The sequence below is a fragment of the Thermodesulfobacteriota bacterium genome (assembly GCA_034189135.1).
Classification (GTDB): domain Bacteria; phylum Desulfobacterota; class Desulfobacteria; order Desulfobacterales; family JAUWMJ01; genus JAUWMJ01.
In genome coordinates this window covers 1-16947 of sequence record JAXHVO010000014.1, presented here as the reverse complement: position 1 = coordinate 16947, position 16947 = coordinate 1, and the positions used below count along the sequence as shown (strand labels likewise).

At 46.3% G+C, this 16947-nt stretch carries 12 protein-coding genes; 4 read left to right on the top strand and 8 right to left on the bottom strand.

Features of this window, described 5'->3' with window-relative positions:
• Positions 1 to 70: 70 nt before the first annotated feature.
• Positions 71 to 1477 (top strand): sigma 54-interacting transcriptional regulator, encoded by a 1407-nt coding sequence (locus SWH54_01600; GenBank protein ID MDY6789938.1) that lies wholly within the window; start codon positions 71 to 73, stop codon positions 1475 to 1477.
• A 76-nt stretch (positions 1478 to 1553) separates the two neighbouring features.
• Here the strand turns inward: SWH54_01600 and SWH54_01595 are convergent, their stop codons facing one another.
• Positions 1554 to 3548 carry an acyl CoA:acetate/3-ketoacid CoA transferase gene (locus tag SWH54_01595; GenBank protein MDY6789937.1) on the bottom strand — a complete coding sequence of 665 codons (1995 nt, stop codon included), beginning with the start codon at positions 3546 to 3548 and terminating at the stop codon, positions 1554 to 1556.
• 238 nt (positions 3549 to 3786) lie between these two features.
• Here SWH54_01595 and SWH54_01590 point away from each other — a divergent pair, with 238 nt between their 5' ends.
• Both SWH54_01590 and SWH54_01585 read left to right on the top strand, forming a co-directional pair.
• Complete coding sequence (locus SWH54_01590; GenBank protein MDY6789936.1) at positions 3787 to 4572, top strand: SDR family oxidoreductase; 786 nt, start codon at positions 3787 to 3789, stop codon at positions 4570 to 4572.
• A 115-nt stretch (positions 4573 to 4687) separates the two neighbouring features.
• Complete coding sequence (locus SWH54_01585) at positions 4688 to 5956, top strand: propanoyl-CoA acyltransferase (protein ID MDY6789935.1); 1269 nt, start codon at positions 4688 to 4690, stop codon at positions 5954 to 5956.
• Between the two features lie 406 nt (positions 5957 to 6362).
• On the opposite strand, the gene SWH54_01580 is transcribed toward SWH54_01585, so the two are convergent.
• Positions 6363 to 9440 (bottom strand): trypsin-like peptidase domain-containing protein, encoded by a 3078-nt coding sequence (locus SWH54_01580; GenBank protein ID MDY6789934.1) that lies wholly within the window; start codon positions 9438 to 9440, stop codon positions 6363 to 6365.
• Between the two features lie 361 nt (positions 9441 to 9801).
• Between SWH54_01580 and SWH54_01575 the strand changes: the two genes are divergently transcribed.
• Positions 9802 to 12183: a VIT domain-containing protein gene (locus SWH54_01575; GenBank protein ID MDY6789933.1), complete on the top strand. Its 2382-nt coding sequence runs from the start codon at positions 9802 to 9804 to the stop codon at positions 12181 to 12183.
• A gap of 200 nt (positions 12184 to 12383) precedes the next feature.
• Here the strand turns inward: SWH54_01575 and SWH54_01570 are convergent, their stop codons facing one another.
• The 6 genes from SWH54_01570 to SWH54_01545 all read right to left on the bottom strand — a co-directional run bounded on the left by SWH54_01570 (position 12384) and on the right by SWH54_01545 (position 16815).
• On the bottom strand, positions 12384 to 13172 hold the full coding sequence (locus tag SWH54_01570) for a creatininase family protein (GenBank protein MDY6789932.1): 789 nt from the start codon (positions 13170 to 13172) through the stop codon (positions 12384 to 12386).
• A gap of 6 nt (positions 13173 to 13178) precedes the next feature.
• Complete coding sequence (locus SWH54_01565) at positions 13179 to 13580, bottom strand: Zn-ribbon domain-containing OB-fold protein (GenBank protein ID MDY6789931.1); 402 nt, start codon at positions 13578 to 13580, stop codon at positions 13179 to 13181.
• Positions 13577 to 14749, bottom strand: a complete 1173-nt coding sequence (locus SWH54_01560; protein ID MDY6789930.1) for a beta-ketoacyl synthase N-terminal-like domain-containing protein — start codon at positions 14747 to 14749, stop codon at positions 13577 to 13579. The genes SWH54_01565 and SWH54_01560 overlap by 4 nt, the downstream gene beginning before the upstream one ends.
• A 65-nt stretch (positions 14750 to 14814) precedes the next feature.
• The gene (locus SWH54_01555) at positions 14815 to 15582 is read right to left on the bottom strand and encodes a 3-hydroxyacyl-CoA dehydrogenase (protein ID MDY6789929.1); all 768 of its coding nucleotides are present in this window, start codon (positions 15580 to 15582) and stop codon (positions 14815 to 14817) included.
• A 92-nt stretch (positions 15583 to 15674) separates the two neighbouring features.
• Positions 15675 to 16130: a pyridoxamine 5'-phosphate oxidase family protein gene (locus tag SWH54_01550; protein MDY6789928.1), complete on the bottom strand. Its 456-nt coding sequence runs from the start codon at positions 16128 to 16130 to the stop codon at positions 15675 to 15677.
• Between the two features lie 10 nt (positions 16131 to 16140).
• Positions 16141 to 16815, bottom strand: coding sequence for an MBL fold metallo-hydrolase (locus SWH54_01545; GenBank protein MDY6789927.1), 675 nt, complete (start codon positions 16813 to 16815; stop codon positions 16141 to 16143).
• Between the last annotated feature and the right edge of the window lie 132 nt (positions 16816 to 16947).

Sequence of the window (16947 nt, the reverse complement as noted above, 5' to 3'; positions counted from 1 at the left end):
TGTCGCCTCGTTGATACAATAATAAGTCGTCCATAAATACCGTTTTTCCAAGTTGTCGGAGGAAGACCTCATGGAAGATAAAAAACTCCGCCGAGAGTTGAAAAAAACCCGGGAACAACTTGAGATGTACCGGCTCATCTTTGACAGTATTTATAACGGTTCCATGGTAACGGATGCCAAAGGCTTTATTACCCACTTTAACAGGCCTTACGGTCATTTTTTGGGACTAAACCCTGCGGAACAGATTGGTAAACACTGCACGGAAGCGATTGAAAACAGTCGCATGCATATTGTGGCCAAAACCGGTAAACCGGAAATTAACCGATCCCATCGCATTAAGGGGCAAAAAATGGTGGTTCAACGGATTCCGATCAAAAAAGAGGGTCAGGTCATCGCAGTCTTCGGACAGGTGATGTTCAAAGATGTCAGGGACGTGGGCAAGCTGGCCAAAAACCTTTCTCTGCTGGAATCGAAGGTCAAGCTGTATGAGGAAGAGCTTTTTAATTTGCGTTCGACCAAGTACACGTTCGACAGCATCATTGGACACGGCAAGACCATTAAATCATTAAAAAAAGAAGCCCTCATTGCGTCCACCAACCAGTTTCCGGTGCTGATATCCGGAGAGAGCGGTACCGGTAAAGAGCTGTTTGCCCAGGCCATACATCACGCCAGTCTCCGCAAGCTATACCCCTTTGTCCGTATCAACTGTGCGGCAATCCCCAAGGATTTACTGGAATCGGAACTTTTCGGCTATGAAAAAGGGGCGTTTACCGGGGCACGAGCCGGCGGCAAACCCGGAAAATTTGAATTGGCCCAAAAGGGCACAATATTTCTGGACGAGATAGGGGATCTACCTCTGGAAATGCAACCCAAACTGCTCAGGGTTCTGGAAGAAAAGGAATTCGAACGGGTGGGGGGAAACAAGCTCATCCGATCTGATTTTCGCCTCATTGCCGCCACCAATCAGAACTTGGAAGAAATGGTGGACAGTGGCCGATTTCGTAAGGACCTTTTTTATCGACTGAACGTTATACCGATCCACATTACACCGTTGCGTAAAAGACGAAGCGATATTGTTCTTCTGGCACGGTATCTGCTGAAAAATCTGGCACAGGAGGCAACCATGTCGGGCATCCGGTTGGATAAAAGTACGGAGGCCATACTCAGAGAGGCGGATTGGCCGGGAAATGTGCGGGAACTGTCCAATGTCCTGGAGCGGGCGCTGTCTGCTCTGGAGGGTCACACCATTCAGGTAAAAGACCTGCCGCTTTATCTTAGCCGGGGCCGGCAACAGACCATACAAAACAATCAATCATCAATTAAAGAAGCCCAGGCAGCGGCAGAAAGAGAGGCCATTTTATTTGCCCTGGAAGAAACAAATTATAACAAGGCAAAGGCCGCCGGTCTGCTCGGCATCCATCGTACGCTTTTATATAAGAAGATGAAAAAGTACAGTATTGCGCTTCAGCCGGATTAACCTGTAGCCAAATTGATACATATTAATGATGGCCCTGAGAGCGAAGGGCCATCGAGCATTATAAGGTTGGTGAGCATCACCCGCGTTTTAGCGCACGGGATGCCTCTTCACTGCTCTCATAAATATGCGGCGCCACATCACGCTGTTGCAATGCGCCCCCCAGTTTCATTCTGAGAAAAGCACTGGTGGTGTAGCGCGTCACCCCTGAATAATAATGATCAACCAGATACTTAACCATGTCGGTGTAATCGTCCACCAGGTCGGGTAAAATGTTGAAATCATCGTAATTGACAATGGTGTAGACCTTTTGACCCAATGGTGAAAGAATCTTTTCCACCGCTTTTTTAATGTCATTCACCATCTCACTGGAAGTCACTGAAAATCGTTCAAAATTAACAAAAAATAAATTTTCCACCGGATCATAGGTAAAACGATCTTCCAATCTGAGGGTGAGAAGGTCATCTTTCAGCCCCATAGGCTCCGGCCTGAAGATCCTGGCGTCCATTTGCCGCGGCGCACCGTGGATAATCGGTTTGAAATCCATGTGGCCCAGTATGTCTTTTTCAATATCCACCCCCGGTGCGATTTCAATCAACTCCATACCCTCATCAGTCAGGGTGAAAACACAACGCTCGGTTATATACATCACCGATTGATTTTTCCTACGGGCGTATTCGCCACTGAAAGTGACATGCTCCACCCGGTCGGTAAATTTATTTACTTTTCCTTCCTGCTCAATATTCAAGCCTTCCCCATTTAAAGAAATCTTCAAACCGGCGGCCGTGAAGGTGCCCACAAAAAAAATTTTTTTCGCATTCTGACTGATATTGATAAAACCGCCGGCACCTGCCAGCTTAGGTCCGAATTTACTGACGTTTAAATTGCCGTTTTTATCGGCCTGGGCCAGCCCCAGAAAAGCCAGGTCCAGCCCCCCGCCATCGTAAAAATCAAACTGATTGGGTTGGTCGATTACCGCTTCGGTGTTGGTTGCAGCACCGAAATTAAGACCGCCTGCCGGGATTCCGCCAATAACACCAGGCTCTGCAGTCAGGGTGATATGATCAAGTATTTTTTCTTCGTTGGCCACATTGGCGATGCCTTCCGGCATGCCGATTCCCAGATTCACCACGCTGTTGGCCTTTAGCTCAAAAGCGGCCCGGCGGGCAATGATTTTTCGGGCGCTCATCTCCATAGCGGCAACCGATTGAATGGGGACCTTAACCTCACTGCTGAAAGACGGGTTATACCTATCGGCAAATGTCTGCCAGTGGTTCTCCGGTCGGGAAACCACCACACAGTCCACCATAATACCGGGAATTTTTACCTGCCTGGCATTTAATGTACCGGGCTCGGCAATTCTTTCCACCTGTACAATGACAAAACCACCCGAATTCTTAGCTGCCGTTGCGATGGCAAGCGATTCCAGTGTCAGGGCTTCTTTTTCCATGGTGATATTACCGTTTGTATCGGCGGTGGTCCCCCGCAGAATCGCCACGCTTATGGGGAACGTCTTGTAGGCCAGGTATTCATTGTCATCAAATATGATCAGTTCTACCATGTCATCTGTGGTCAAATCGTTAAGTTTTCCGCCGCCATTCCTGGGGTCGACAAAAGTGCCAAGCCCCACCGAAGTAATGGTTCGCGGTTTCTTTGCAGCAATGTCCCGATACATATGCGAAATAACGCCCTGGGGAAGATTGTAAGCCACAATTTTATTTTCCACCGCCAGTTTTTGCAGCTTGGGAACCAGTCCCCAGTGACCGCCAATGACTTTTTTTACAAGCCCTTCATGTCCGAGATGATTCAGTCCCCTGTCTGCACCGTCCCCCTGACCGGCGGCATATACCAGGGTCAGATTTTTGGGTTTTTTATTTTCCAGAAAATATTGTTCCAAAACCACCGCCAACTCTTCGGGAAAACCGGTCCCCACAAAACCCCCGGTTGCCACGGTGTCACCATCTCGAATCACCCGAATGGCTTCTTCAGCCGACACAATTTTTCCTTTTTTGGCTCTTTGTGGAGGTAAGGAAGAAAGTACCGGATGTTTTTTTTGTCCTTCTATGCCCTTCATATTTTCGCCTCCCTGTTGATATTTGAGTGAAAAATTGGTTTGGCTCGCTCAACGGGTCAAATTTAGGAAAGATTATTGAGATCTCATCCCGTAAAATTCCCTTGCAAAAACAGTGCCTCAGGTAAAATTTGAGTGACTGATATACTTTTGCCTAAAAAAAATCTTCTATGTTTCAATTTGGTATAATGTTTGCAGATTAAAATACTGTGAGTAAATATAAAAATGTGAGGGGGATATCATGCTGGAAATAAAAGATTCTGTGGCGGTGATTACCGGCGGTACCAGTGGTATCGGACTGGCAATGGCCCGGTACTGGACGCAACGAGGAGGAAAAGTGGTTATCGGCGATATTGCTGAACAACCATTAAAAAATGCGGCTGAAAAAATCACCGGAGAAGTGGCGACGGTTATCTGTAACGTAACTGATGAAAACGATTGTGCCCGGCTGGCAGATGTGGCCATAGAAAAATATGGTCGGATTAACCTGGTGGCGCCCTTTGCCGGAATTATAATGGACGGGCTTATGGTAGCCACAGATCGAGAAACCGGTAAAGTGAAAAAGAAAATGGCCCTGGATCAGTTTCAAAAAGTGGTGGACATTAACCTGACCGGTGTATTTTTAACGGTACGCGAGTGCACCGAACGGATGATCAACCACAACTGCAAAGGACTCATTTGCCTGGTATCTTCCACAGGTTCTCTGGGTACGGCCGGTCAGATCAACTATTCTTCTACCAAAGCGGCCATGTCGGTGATGCCGAAAGTGCTTACCGCGGAATTTTTCCGTCGCGGTCTTTCCGATAAAATCCGTTGTGTGGCCATTGCGCCGGGATATTGTGCCACGGCCATCTTAAAGGGCATGAATCAAAAAGCCTTGGATAAAATATTGCAGGATGTTCCCATCGGCCGTTTGATTGAACCTGAGGAGGTGGCATCCTTAGCCGGCGAACTCTATCGAAACGAAGCCCTGGCCGGGGAGGTGTTTTTTGTGCACGGAGGATTACGCCTGGGGTCTAAAGGATAGAATCCTTTAAGTGGTCTAAGAGGCAACCTTGGATTGTGACACATCACGTCTGGTTTTGACCGGTTGTTTCTAGCGGGCAAACCGGGTAAACTGATATTAGTCGAAAGGAAAACTCATGAGTAAAGTCAGCATCATTGGTGCATACAATACAAAGTTTGGGGCGTTTGTTGAAAAAAACAGAGAAACGGGAGAGGTCAAAGACATGGTCTCCTACTATGATTTGTTGATCGAGGCCGGGAAAGGTGCCCTTGCAGATGCCGGCCTGGAGCCGGAGGAGATTGACGGCATCTGGGTTGGCTCCTGTTCCCCTTCACTCTTTCTTAATCAAGAGCATGTCGGACCGCTGGGACTGGAAGTGGCCCCTGAATCGATGCGTTTTATTCCCACCACACGCACAGAAGGAGCCTGTGCATCATCATCGGTGGCGCTCTATAATGCCGTATATGGGATCGAATCCGGACGATTTAACAGAGCGCTTATTATCGGCGTGGAAAAAATGAATCTGCTAAGCACCAAAGACATGACCCACGTACTGGCCTGTTCATCCCACTGGCCCACAGAGGGTTCAAAAGGAATGACGTTTCCGGGCCTGTTTGCCGAATATGCCAAAGGCTATCAAGCGCATTACGGGTACAGTGCCGAAGAATTACGGCAAATGCTGGCAGCCGTATCAGCTCTATGCTACCGTAACGGTTTGGAAAATCCTCTGGCCCATTTCGGTAAGGGAAGTCCGCCGGACAGGCTGGGCCTTACCAATTCAGAAGCAATCTTAAGCCTCCCTGATGGAGGTAAGGGAGGCAATCCCATGATTGCCCCTCCGTTGAGATTGCACGATTGCTCACTGGTGACCGACGGAGCGGCCGCCCTGGTTATCGCTCCCACCGATGAAGCCGTCTCTATCAGCAACAGGGCTGTTGAAATCACCGGCATTGGCCAAACCACCGAAAGGCTGGCGGAAAATGTACGACCCAATATGCATGAGCTCACAGCGGGTAAACAGGCGATTAATAAATCGTTTGAGGAGGCCGGTATTACCATAGAAGACGTTGACTTCGCTGAAGTTCATGATTGTTTTACCATCAATCAAATTCTCAGTGTGGAAGCACTTGGCCTCTCCAAAGATGGTCAGGGTGGGTGGGATTTTATTGAAGGAAAGTATACACGGGATGATGACTGTCCGATAAACCTTTCCGGAGGTCTGAAGTCCAAAGGCCATCCGGTGGGTGCCACCGGCACTTCCATGCATGCCCTGGCTTATAAACAGCTGGTGGGTGAGCCGATAGGCGCAGCACCTCAAAAGCGACAGCCGGAAATCGGGGTTGTTTTTAATGTCGGTGGCTCGGCGGTTACGAACTGCGCCACAACCCTTAAAAGGATTAAATGAAGGGTCGGGGAGTTTTTCAATCGCCACTCAGTTCGTCCGGGCAAATGGACGCTTCCCCTGACTGACCAATATGGCAAACAGTATAACAATCCTTAAAGATCAAACAGTTCACAAAAAAGGCCATTGCGACCCCCCAATTAAGTAGGTCTGGTTTTGTCAAACCGGCACCAAGTATCATCATGATAGGAAAACATAAAGCCCTCTTCAAATTTTTCCATAAGAGTGGCAGCCGGCTATTTATCGGGAAATCGGGTTTAACCAATTGGGATTGGGGCACTTCTTCGGACAAACTGAGTAGAGAATGAAAAACTTTGCAGCCCTTTAATTCATTATATTTTGATCTTGCTTAACTTACCCTTTCTACTAAATGAGAGACACTCCCTTTTATGAGTGTCTGTTTTGAAATCTATTTCAACTTTTTGATCCGCTCCACGGTAAACTCGTATTCGAGCCAGTCATCCATATACGATCCAAGGGCCTCTTTATAGTGCTTTAACGCTTTCTTGTTTTCACCGATACCTTCTGCCCAGAATCCCAGAGCACAATGGGCGGTAAGCATATATTCCGGGCTTTCACCCGTTCTTTTAACAATGGATTGCTCGGTTTCTTCACCCAGCAGGCATTTTGCGATATGTCTGTACCAATGATTATTTGTCTGAACACTGAGCACTTTGAGTCTTTTCATTGCTTCATCTTTTCGACCCATATGGTTCAGTATACAGGGCTCCAGCAAACCAACGCTTAAACGTCCTGCATTTTCTCGACCTCCAACTTCAAGGAAAGCCCGGGCATACTTCAGGGCAAGCTCCCATTCTTCGCTCATCGCGCTGTAATAGGCCATCCCCACGAGGATGGCATCATTAACTTTAACAATCTCCATGATTTTTTCTAATATTTCCCGCTTGTCTCCCGGAGTTATGGAATTTGCTTTAAGCCTGGAAACAAGAGGTGCGAGTTTTTCAAGGCGTTCTTTTTTGAGCAAATAGTCTTTTTTTATTGTTTGCGAAAATTTTTTTGTATCAGATAGATATCCAGTTCTTTTGGTTTTTCTTTTCAGGGATGCCAGCCGTTGTTTTTGAACCTGTTCCAGCCTGGAAATAGATAGGAGATAAGGCCAGCTGTCGTTGTTAGCGACCAATACAGCCTTTCTCAGCAGCGTCTCGGAATCTTCCAGGTTTCCCTGATTTAGACGAACAAGGCTAAGGATATAGTAAAGCCAGCTCTTCTCATCCTCGGAATACCCACCCCTAACGGCTGAGGCTTCATCTATGAGTCTTTCCAGAACCTGCACCAGGTAACCGTAAAACTCGAACGGCGACCGCCAGTCCAAAGCGATTAATTCCTGGCGATAAAGACTCACAGTTGACCGGTTTTCCATCCAATCGATTAAAAAAAGCATCCACCTTGCTTGATTATTTTCGCTATCCATTGATAAAGCTTGGCTGAAAAGGTGCTTTGCTCCCTGGTAGTCTTCTGAACAAAGGTGCATCATTCCTGCTGCCATAACCAGCATGGGATCAAAACTTACCTTCAGGTCTTTATCGGCCAGTGCTCTGGCCTGGTCCCATTTCCCCTTACGGGCCAAATCGGCAATCTGTTTTATCTTGATATCAACGGATAGGTCTAAAACGCCGTTCCATTTGGTTTGCCCGGATTTCAATTCATTAAGAAAGGCCGCAGCCTTGGTTATGGGCAGTACCATTCCTATGTCCGACAGAAGAGTGATTACCGGCCTGGGGCCGGCGGTGTAGTCTGCAGCCACTTTTGAGGCAATACCGATCACTTTCCCGCTGGTATCAATAATTGGTCCCCCACTGTTACCCCGGTGTATGGATGTATCCACCTGAATCAGGTTTTCAAATGTTCGCCGGACATGTCCCCTGGTCACACTGACATTCACTGTATTTGCCTGGGTGCGGCTGCCGAGAGGAAATCCCAGTGTAATTACCGGTGAAAGTTTTTGAATTTTCAACGCTTCCATTTCATAGTCAATGGGCAGCGGGACCAGTCCATCAGGAAGCCGGTCCACTTTTAGCACAGCAAAGTCATCCTTAAGTGGAGATTTGATCAGTTGCCAGGTCTTCACCGGCGGTTTGGCGACTCCAGCTATGGTCAGCCGGGAAATTCCATCAGTACTATATGCGGATTCAACAAAATAAATATCTTCTAAATCGGGGCTGCCGGGTAAGTTCGGCAGGCGTTTAAAGGCTTTTTCCCCTTCAAACCATAAAAAGAGTCGATATCCTAAACGAACAGGTCTTTGAAGCTGTTTGAGCCGGTTAATCAGTATATAAAGGTTATTATCCTCCAGCCATGGACAGGCAACGTGGCGATTGGTCAGGAGGTAGCCTTCTTTATCCACCAGAAAGGCGGTTCCTTCGGTTCGATTGCGGTAAAAATAATTTTTTCCATCTTCCAGCCAGTAATCGGCTAAAACAAAGGCGACGGATGACGCATACCTGTTGGCGAAATCTTCAAGGATCTCTTCGCTATTTCGATTTTTGAAAGGAAAATAGAGCCACGCCAATATGCCAACTACCAGCAGCATGGACAAAATAAGTACCAGAAGGCTTACTCTTTTTTTAAGCCCTCTGATTTCAACTACCGGAGATGGTATGGCTTCAGCCTTACTATCGATTAGCTGCGATAAGTTATCAGCCACCTCTGACATCGACTGTGGCCTGAGATCGGGATCGTCAGCCAGCATAATTTTTAGCAGAACTTTAGCATCTTGGGGGAGTTGCAATTCATCTATTTTGGCATGAAAATCTTTGATTTCATAGTCAGCAGAAAGAATTTCCACCAAAGCTTTTCCCAAAGACCATATTCCACTCCTGAAATCGAGGGGGCGCTGGTGAATAATATCCGGATGGCTGGCAATAAGTTTTTTCAGCATGGGGGGAGACTGACCCATCTGGGGATCAAGAAAGCGGGAAACTTTGTAATCTATTTTTACTTCAAGATCTTTTTTGTCGTTCTTGATGATAATCAGGTCATTTAAAATAAGGTGGGGGATAAAATGTCCGATTTGGTGGAGACCCTCGAGAATGGATGCGATCTTGTAAAAAAGTTTGCAAGCTGTTCGAAAGTCCTGGAGGCGACCGGAGGCCAACAAATTACCCCAGGTTTCCGTTTCAATCCATTCACTGACCCTGTACCAAAGTCCGTCGGATGATTTTCGGATTTCCAAATGCCTGACGAAATAATTTTCCGGAAGCTTCTTAAGTTCCTCAAGCTCTTCCTGTAGCCGCTCAGCGATCTCCTCATCGACTCCGGATTGAAGCGTGAAAATGCGGATCATTACCGGATCATCCGTGCCCTCCTTAATCGCACGGCATAGGATGCTGGAATATCCTTCGTGGAGGACTTCGACAATTTGATAATCATCTATATATTTTCTTCCTTCAACCACTTCATTCCCGCAAGAAGGGCAGGACAAGATCTCTTCGGCCACCATTTGTCCACATTTTTGGCATATTTTCATGATTATAGTGAGCTCGTTGAACGTGTATGACAAAACCAGCACAAATTGCCGGTATCAGGGCGAAGGTAAATCAGTTTCAAAACGTCCTTCAATTACAGTGGGGTTCAATATTAAGAAAGCCGATTCGCCCAGGCGCTTCAATTTATAGTATGTTCCTTATAACAGAAATTGTTTATTATATCAATTTATCAAAAACCTGCCATATCTCTATCAAGCCTGAAAAAAGCAGTCTCCACTCTAAGAACCTAAGTTAACAATGCTAAGATTGGACACCTCAATTTTAAATCAAATTTTTTGGGAACTTTTTTGCCTGCCTTTTGTCTAAGCAGATAAAACCAAAAAAAACAAAAGGAGGTTTACCATGAAACTTAAAAAAATAACAGTAACGATTCTCATCGCAGCTTTTGGGCTGCTGCTGGCAAAAACCATTTTGGCACAACCGGAAAAAAATGCCCATCAGACATTATCACCGTATTTTTTTGTGAAGAGTGACGATCCTCAGACAGAGCGGTTGCCACTGAAATCGACTTCAGCAAAAGTAAATATTTCAGGCGTTATTGCTGATGTCATGATTACACAGATTTATAAAAATGAAGGCAAAAAGCCTTTAGAGGCGATTTACGTGTTCCCCGCTTCTACCCGGGCTGCGGTTTACGGGATGAAAATGACCATCGGCGAACGTGTGATTACTGCTAAAATTCGAGAGCGTGAGGCAGCCCGTCGCGAATATGAGCAGGCCAAACAGGAAGGAAAGAGTGCATCACTTTTAGAACAGCAGCGGCCCAATGTATTTCAGATGAATGTGGCAAATGTTCTGCCAGGGGACTTGATAAAGGTGGAGCTTAAATATAACGAGCTGCTGATACCCACCGATACGGTTTACCAGTTTGTTTATCCGACGGTTGTGGGCCCTCGCTATGTTGACCAGCCGTCAGACCAGAAGGGATCATCGGAAAACTGGACGTCAAATCCATATCTTCATGAGGGAGAATCGGCACCCTATACCTTCGATATGAAATTAGACCTTGCGGCAGGTCTTCCTATTCAGGACATCAGTTGTGAAACACACAAGGTTGATATCCGATATAAGGGATCAAATTTTGCATCCATTCAGCTTAACCCATCTGAACAATATGCGGGAAACCGTGATTTTATATTAAAATACCGGCTTGCCGGCGGAAAGATAGAAACAGGACTTCTTCTTTCCACAGGGGAAAGGGAAAACTTTTTTCTGCTCATGCTTCAACCCCCCAAGCGGGTAAAAGAGTACCAGATACCTCCTCGAGAATATATGTTTATTGTGGACGTTTCAGGATCTATGAACGGTTTTCCTTTAAATATATCCAAAAAACTTCTTAAAGATTTGATCGGTAACCTGCGTTCATCCGACAGGTTTAACGTTCTTTTGTTTGCAGGGGGGTCTACTGTAATGTCGGAAAGGTCTTTGCCGGCAACCCGACAGAATATTAATCATGCCATCAATGTCATTGAGCGCCAGCGGGGCGGAGGAGGAACCCGGTTGCTTCCGGCGTTGAAAAAAGCACTTTCTTTGCAGGGGACCAAAGGGTACTCGCGCAACGTGGTCATTGTTACCGATGGTTATGTTTCCGTTGAAAAAGAAGCATTTGACCTGATCCGAAACAATCTCGGCACTGCCAATATGTTTGCCTTTGGTATCGGATCCAGCGTAAACCGCTATCTTATCGAAGGAATGGCCAGAGTCGGTATGGGAGAACCGTTTATCATTACTCGGCCGGATGAAGCACAGCAAAAGGCGGTAAAATCCAGAAAGCTAATTGAGTCGCCGGTTTTGACAGGAATTACAGTGGACTTTGACAAATTTAAAACCTATGACATTGAACCGCCAAGCATCCCCGATGTAATGGCCCAGCGTCCTGTTATTCTTTTCGGCAAATGGCGCGGCACGCCACAGGGCAGTATAGTTGTGAAAGGAATTGCCGGAGACCACACCTACAGGAAGAAAGTAAATGTGGCAAAAGTAGAACCATTAAAAACAAACTTTGCTCTTCGTTATTTGTGGGCCAGGCACCGTATTGCTCTTCTGTCCGATTATAATCGGTTAGGACCTGACGATGAGCTAGTCAAGGAGGTCACAAGCCTTGGCCTCACCTATAACCTTTTAACCCGATATACTTCATTTGTTGCCGTTGATACGCAGGCCCGATTAAAACACGGCAAAGCTTCAACGGTCAGGCAGCCTTTACCATTGCCCCAAGGCGTTTCCGATTACGCTGTGGGAGGAAAATCTCGTATGGCAAAAGGGATTTCACCCCTTGCGGCTTCTCCATCTTTACTGGTCCGCAGAAGTAAACCGATGGAAGAAAAGAGAGAAAGATGTGAAGACGAAAAGGATGATATCTTATCTTCAGGGACGATCTCAGATAAAGAAAATCATAAACGTATTCATATTAAATTAGGCAAAATCTCTGTAAACGGAAGACTGAGAAGAGAAGCAGTTGTGACAATATTTGAAAAGTTTGTTCCCACCATAAATCGGTGCTACGACAAGAAACATTGGTGGCAATGGAATCTAAAAAAAGAGTTTATATTTACTTTAAAGGTCGATTCCAGCGGCAGGGTGACAAAAGTAATCCGGGGGAGCGGCACCAAGAAGGTCCAAGCGCTTGAAGGCTGCATGATTCAAAAACTAAAAACCCTTCGGTTTCTATCTCCAAAAGGAAGTAAAACAGGTAGCATTACAGTGACATTTCTTTTGAAATGAAACAAACTCAACGAAAAGTACTGTTAAAAACTACCCTATGTACCGATTTTGATCATGCCTTTCCGGTATGGTCAAAATCGGTCAGCGGAATTTAAAAACATAGGAATTTTAAAAAGGATAGCAATATATTGATATGTCTTTTTAACAGAGATGGGGTAGCTGCTCAAGTGAGTTGTAAGAGTAAAGGGGTTCGTTCTTCCTTATAACACCTTGAGGAGCATGATCTCATCAACTTTTTTCTGGATCGCTCGACTCGCTTCATCCAGTAGTTTCAGGCCATGATCAGCCGTCGCCAGCCATGGGGCGGATTCCATACGACCGTCGGGAAATACTTTTTTCATTTCTTCACAGGTCAGCGGCCAGTAGTATTTTGGATTTTTAACCTGCAGTTCGTGAGCAGGTTTGGTTTCGAATGCCTCCGGCCTCAAGTATCTGGTGATGGAGACTTCGCTGGGGGTTGCATGATGTCCTTCTTCAGCCGAGTAAAGGTCTTCGCTCAACTGTTGTATTTCCTCCATTTCATACCAGGAGATTACTTCGAAACATCCTTGGATCTTCTGTGCTTTTAACCTTTCCATGGCGGTTTTTATGGCATTTATATTTCCACCATGACCGTTGATGAATACGATTCGTCTGAAACCGTGGGCAACCAGCGATTGAATAATATCTGAAATCAGCATGATCATCGTGTCGGGCACAAGGCTAACTGTACCACTGAATGCCATATGATGAGGGGAGACGCCATATTTGACGGTCGGAGCGACAAGTATCTGCATGGCTCGTGCAACCCTTTGGGCCACAGCTTCGGCCGTGATGAAATCGGTCCCGATCAATCCATAGGGGCTGTGCTGTTCCACCGAACCGGTGGGAACAAGGATAATATCATTTTTTTTCAGATATTGTTCCACTTCAGGGTATGACAGATTTTCTAGTTGTGTGTTCATGCGTCCAAAAAAAACAGGTTCCGTTGGTTTTACTACTTTTTTCATTTGGTTTTATATCGGAGAGAAAACAGGGACACGGATATCGCCGTAAGCATAGATATCCCCTTTGACTATCCGACTGGTAATTTTCACCTGTTGTCCCAGCAGCTCCATACCGGTATTGTCCGGATCCACGCCTTCAAGGTTTCCCATTACCCATGCCCCTGAATCGGTTTCAACCAGGGCAACGATAAAGGGGGGCGTCATCCCTTCAGCCGCCACTCGTATGACGGTAAATGTTCGTAAAGTTCCGGTGTTGCCAATTTCTTTCTCATTCAGTTTGTGTCCTCCACACGAACGGCAAACGGCCTGAGGCGGAAGTGTGCAGGTGCCGCATTCCTCACAGTATAACCCCAAAAGTCTATCTTCTGTCAAAGCATCCTGATAGCGGTTGAAAGTCAGTTGGTTTTTCATCTTTCGCTCCTTAAAATAATATTGCAAACAGTTCCAAAATCTCCGCCCAGAGTGTCCACCAGGCCGATTTTTGCCCCCTGTACCTGGCGATCACCGGATTTGCCTCTGAGCTGCTCAACGATTTCAGTAACCTGTGCTGCGCCTGTGGCGCCGATGGGGTGCCCCTTGGCTTTAAGGCCTCCCGAGGGGTTGATTGCTATTTTACCGCCGATCCGGGTTTCACCTTTGGTGGCTGCGTCATATCCGCTGCCGAATTCATAAAAGCCCAGGCTTTCAATAGCTAGAATTTCAGCAGTAGTAAAGCAGTCGTGAAGCTCACAAACATCTATATCGGTTGGTTTTACTCCGGCCTGTTTATACGCATTCCGGGATGAAGTCTCTCTGGCGATTACCCGCGTCAGGTCCTGCTGAATATGAAGGGGCCCGGCCGATGCCTGTCCCATCCCGGCGATAAAAATTGGCTGTTTTACCAGATCTTTCGCCTTAGCCGCATCGGATATCACCACTGCCGCTGCTCCGTCAGAAAAGGGGCAACAGTCGAGCAGTTGAAGTGGGTCAGCCACCATCATGCCGTTTAAAACCTTATCTACATCGATTTCCTTCTGAAAGTGCGCCTTTGGATTTTTTGTACCGTGAAAGTGATTTTTAACGGCGATCTCCGCCATATGCTTTTTCAGTTCTTTCAATTCGATGTTGTATTTTTGAGCATACATGTGCGTGGCCATGGCAAAAACTCCGGGAAAGGTTATTCCTGTCGGGGTTTCGTACTGAGCATGTGATGCCATGGCAAAGGTTCGTGTCGCCAGGGGCGTACCCATGGCTGCCGCCCTTTCCGTTCCACCGGCCAGAACAACATCGTAAACACCGGCGGCAACCAGCAGCGCTGCGTGTCGAATCGCCACGGTAGCTGTGGCGCATGCACTTTCAAAGCGGGTGGCCGGTGCAGACACTGGAAGGTCCAGTGCTGAATGGATAAAAGGCGCCATATGAAGCTGGCCTTCTTCAAAGGCCCCAAGGCAGTTCCCGAAGAAAAGAGCCTGAATGTTCCTGGATTCAATATTGGAATCAGCCATTGCTTCAAGTGCCGCCTGGCTGAAAAGCTCCACATTGGTTCTGTCGAAAATACCAAAGGGAGTCATTCCGACGCCCGTGATTGCTACTTCTCGCATAATAAACTCCTTGTGATGAAATTCATTTTATCGAAAAATGCATAGCTTAATGCTGATTTCGGTTGTTATCGTGCAGCCATTCGTATGGCGGAATCGAGGCGAATGGTCTCACCGTTTAGAACCGGGTTTTCTATGATGTGTTTCGCCATCCGTGCATATTCCGAAGGGTATCCCAGGCGTTTGGGGAAAGGAATCATCTTGCCCAGCGCTTCTTTTACTTCCTCGGAAAGACCGGCCATCATCGGTGTGTCAAAAAGGCCGGGTGCGATAGTCATTACCCGGATACCGTAATCGGCAAATTCACGTGCGATGGGAAGGGTTATTCCTGCGATTGCAGCTTTGGAAGCGCTGTAGGCAACCTGCCCTATTTGCCCTTCAAATGCGGCAATAGATGAGGTGTTAATTACCACACCCCTTTCTCCGTCCGCATTGGGAGAATTGTCTACCATTTTTTCTGCAGCCAGGCGGATCACATTTAGGGTTCCGCCCAGGTTAATATTCAGGGTTCTATAAAAATTTTCCATCACCATGGGTCCGTCTTTGCCGAGCACTTTTTCCGGGATTCCCATCCCCGCACAGTTAATGGCCACATGTATGGCTCCAAATGCCCGGACGGTTTCCTCAATTGCTGATGCCACATCGGTTTCGTCGGCGACGTCGGCTTGGCAGAAAATAACCGAATCTCCCAGGTCTTTTGCTACCTGTCGGCCCCTTTCCGGTGCAAAGTCAAAAATAGAAACCGTGGCCCCGTCTTTTACCAGTTGACGCACACAAGCCTCACCCAGCCCGGAAGCACCTCCGGTCACAATTGCCACGCAGTTTTCAATTTCCATACCGTACTCCTTTAGTTAAAAATATAACGGTAATTTTAACAAAGCATGGTAAGCTTTGCGGTTTATTATACTCTTTACTCATTTAAGAATTATCATGAGGAATATTTGCCGGTCATTTTCTCTATTTCGATTTTAATGACAGCTATCTTCTCGATGGCTTTTTCGGCAAACGGCCAAGTTCGATTGGAATAATGATTCATGATGATGTTTAACCCCTTTTGCTTTTCTTCCACATTTTCAACAAAGATCGCTTTGCCAAATCCGATCACGCTTTGGTATTTCATGCCCCATTTACATGGTTTATCAGCTTCTATGATTTCGCTGTTCACGTCAAATTCAAAGCAAGTGCGATTGTTTTTTTTGAGTAGGTCTATCTTTTTACCTTCCCGGGCGCTGTGAAAATACAACGTTTGGTTCCGGTAGCCAAAACATAAGGGCACAATATAGGGTTGATTCCCATCTGATAAAGCCAAGCGACAAACAAGGGAAGCATGAATGATTGCCTCGATGGTCGATTGATCTGTGATTTCTTTTTCACTTCTTCTCATGCGGTTCCTTTTATAAAAATGTTCGAATCAATTCTGCAGGAAATGATTTGCCATGTGCCGGATAAATGGTGGTGGCGCCTTTGTCCAGCAATAACTTTAAGCTGTTTTTGACTTGTGTAATATCGTCAGCAAATATGGGCAGGCCGGGGCTTAAGCGCAATGGAAACGAACTCATGGCCAGGTCACCTACAAAAGCATCTCCGGTGTCCAATAAAACACTGACAGATCCAGGAGAATGTCCGGGAGTATAAATAATTTTTCCGGGAATCTCAAACTCGGTTAAAGAAAAATCTTCATCTTCTAAAGTGATGTCGACTTGGGCGGCCGGAAAACGGATTAGGGGCAGTAAGCCCCCCAATGTTTTAACAATAATATGACCCCAGAGATTAACTGCAGGAGGAATATGCTTTTGAGACTTTTCCAGCCATTCCTTTTCTCGATGGTGCATGGCAATTCTTGCCCCGGTTATTTGTTTGATATCCTTTGCTGATCCGATATGATCCCAATGCCCATGGGTTGGGATGATTAGCTTGATATCATTGGGGCTTATTCCATGGTGTTCAATGGTTTTTAAAAATTGGGTTGATTTTTTAGGAGCGCCCGCATCGATCATTACAGCGCCTTTATCCTGGATGACATAACACTGAGCCACACCGAGGGGAATTGGATAAATATTAACCGCCATCTTTATCTCACCTAGATAGTGTCTGAACGACAATTGAAAACTGTTTGAATTTACGATGTAAAATCGCATAGAAGTAAAACGAAGATTTTCCAGAAAATGCATAATTTACTTGCATTGGCAACTCGTTAAAGG

What these genes read in the sequence shown, in the direction of transcription:
- SWH54_01570 (MDY6789932.1), bottom strand. Translation starts at nt 13,172, where the DNA reads ATGAAAAAAGTAGTAAAACCAACGGAACCTGTTTTTTTTGGACGCATG.
- SWH54_01560 (MDY6789930.1), bottom strand. Translation starts at nt 14,749, where the DNA reads ATGCGAGAAGTAGCAATCACGGGCGTCGGAATGACTCCCTTTGGTATT.
- SWH54_01585 (MDY6789935.1), top strand. Translation starts at nt 4,688, where the DNA reads ATGAGTAAAGTCAGCATCATTGGTGCATACAATACAAAGTTTGGGGCG.
- SWH54_01595 (MDY6789937.1), bottom strand. Translation starts at nt 3,548, where the DNA reads ATGAAGGGCATAGAAGGACAAAAAAAACATCCGGTACTTTCTTCCTTA.
- SWH54_01555 (MDY6789929.1), bottom strand. Translation starts at nt 15,582, where the DNA reads ATGGAAATTGAAAACTGCGTGGCAATTGTGACCGGAGGTGCTTCCGGG.
- SWH54_01600 (MDY6789938.1), top strand. Translation starts at nt 71, where the DNA reads ATGGAAGATAAAAAACTCCGCCGAGAGTTGAAAAAAACCCGGGAACAA.
- SWH54_01545 (MDY6789927.1), bottom strand. Translation starts at nt 16,815, where the DNA reads ATGGCGGTTAATATTTATCCAATTCCCCTCGGTGTGGCTCAGTGTTAT.
- SWH54_01550 (MDY6789928.1), bottom strand. Translation starts at nt 16,130, where the DNA reads ATGAGAAGAAGTGAAAAAGAAATCACAGATCAATCGACCATCGAGGCA.
- SWH54_01590 (MDY6789936.1), top strand. Translation starts at nt 3,787, where the DNA reads ATGCTGGAAATAAAAGATTCTGTGGCGGTGATTACCGGCGGTACCAGT.
- SWH54_01575 (MDY6789933.1), top strand. Translation starts at nt 9,802, where the DNA reads ATGAAACTTAAAAAAATAACAGTAACGATTCTCATCGCAGCTTTTGGG.
- SWH54_01580 (MDY6789934.1), bottom strand. Translation starts at nt 9,440, where the DNA reads ATGAAAATATGCCAAAAATGTGGACAAATGGTGGCCGAAGAGATCTTG.
- SWH54_01565 (MDY6789931.1), bottom strand. Translation starts at nt 13,580, where the DNA reads ATGAAAAACCAACTGACTTTCAACCGCTATCAGGATGCTTTGACAGAA.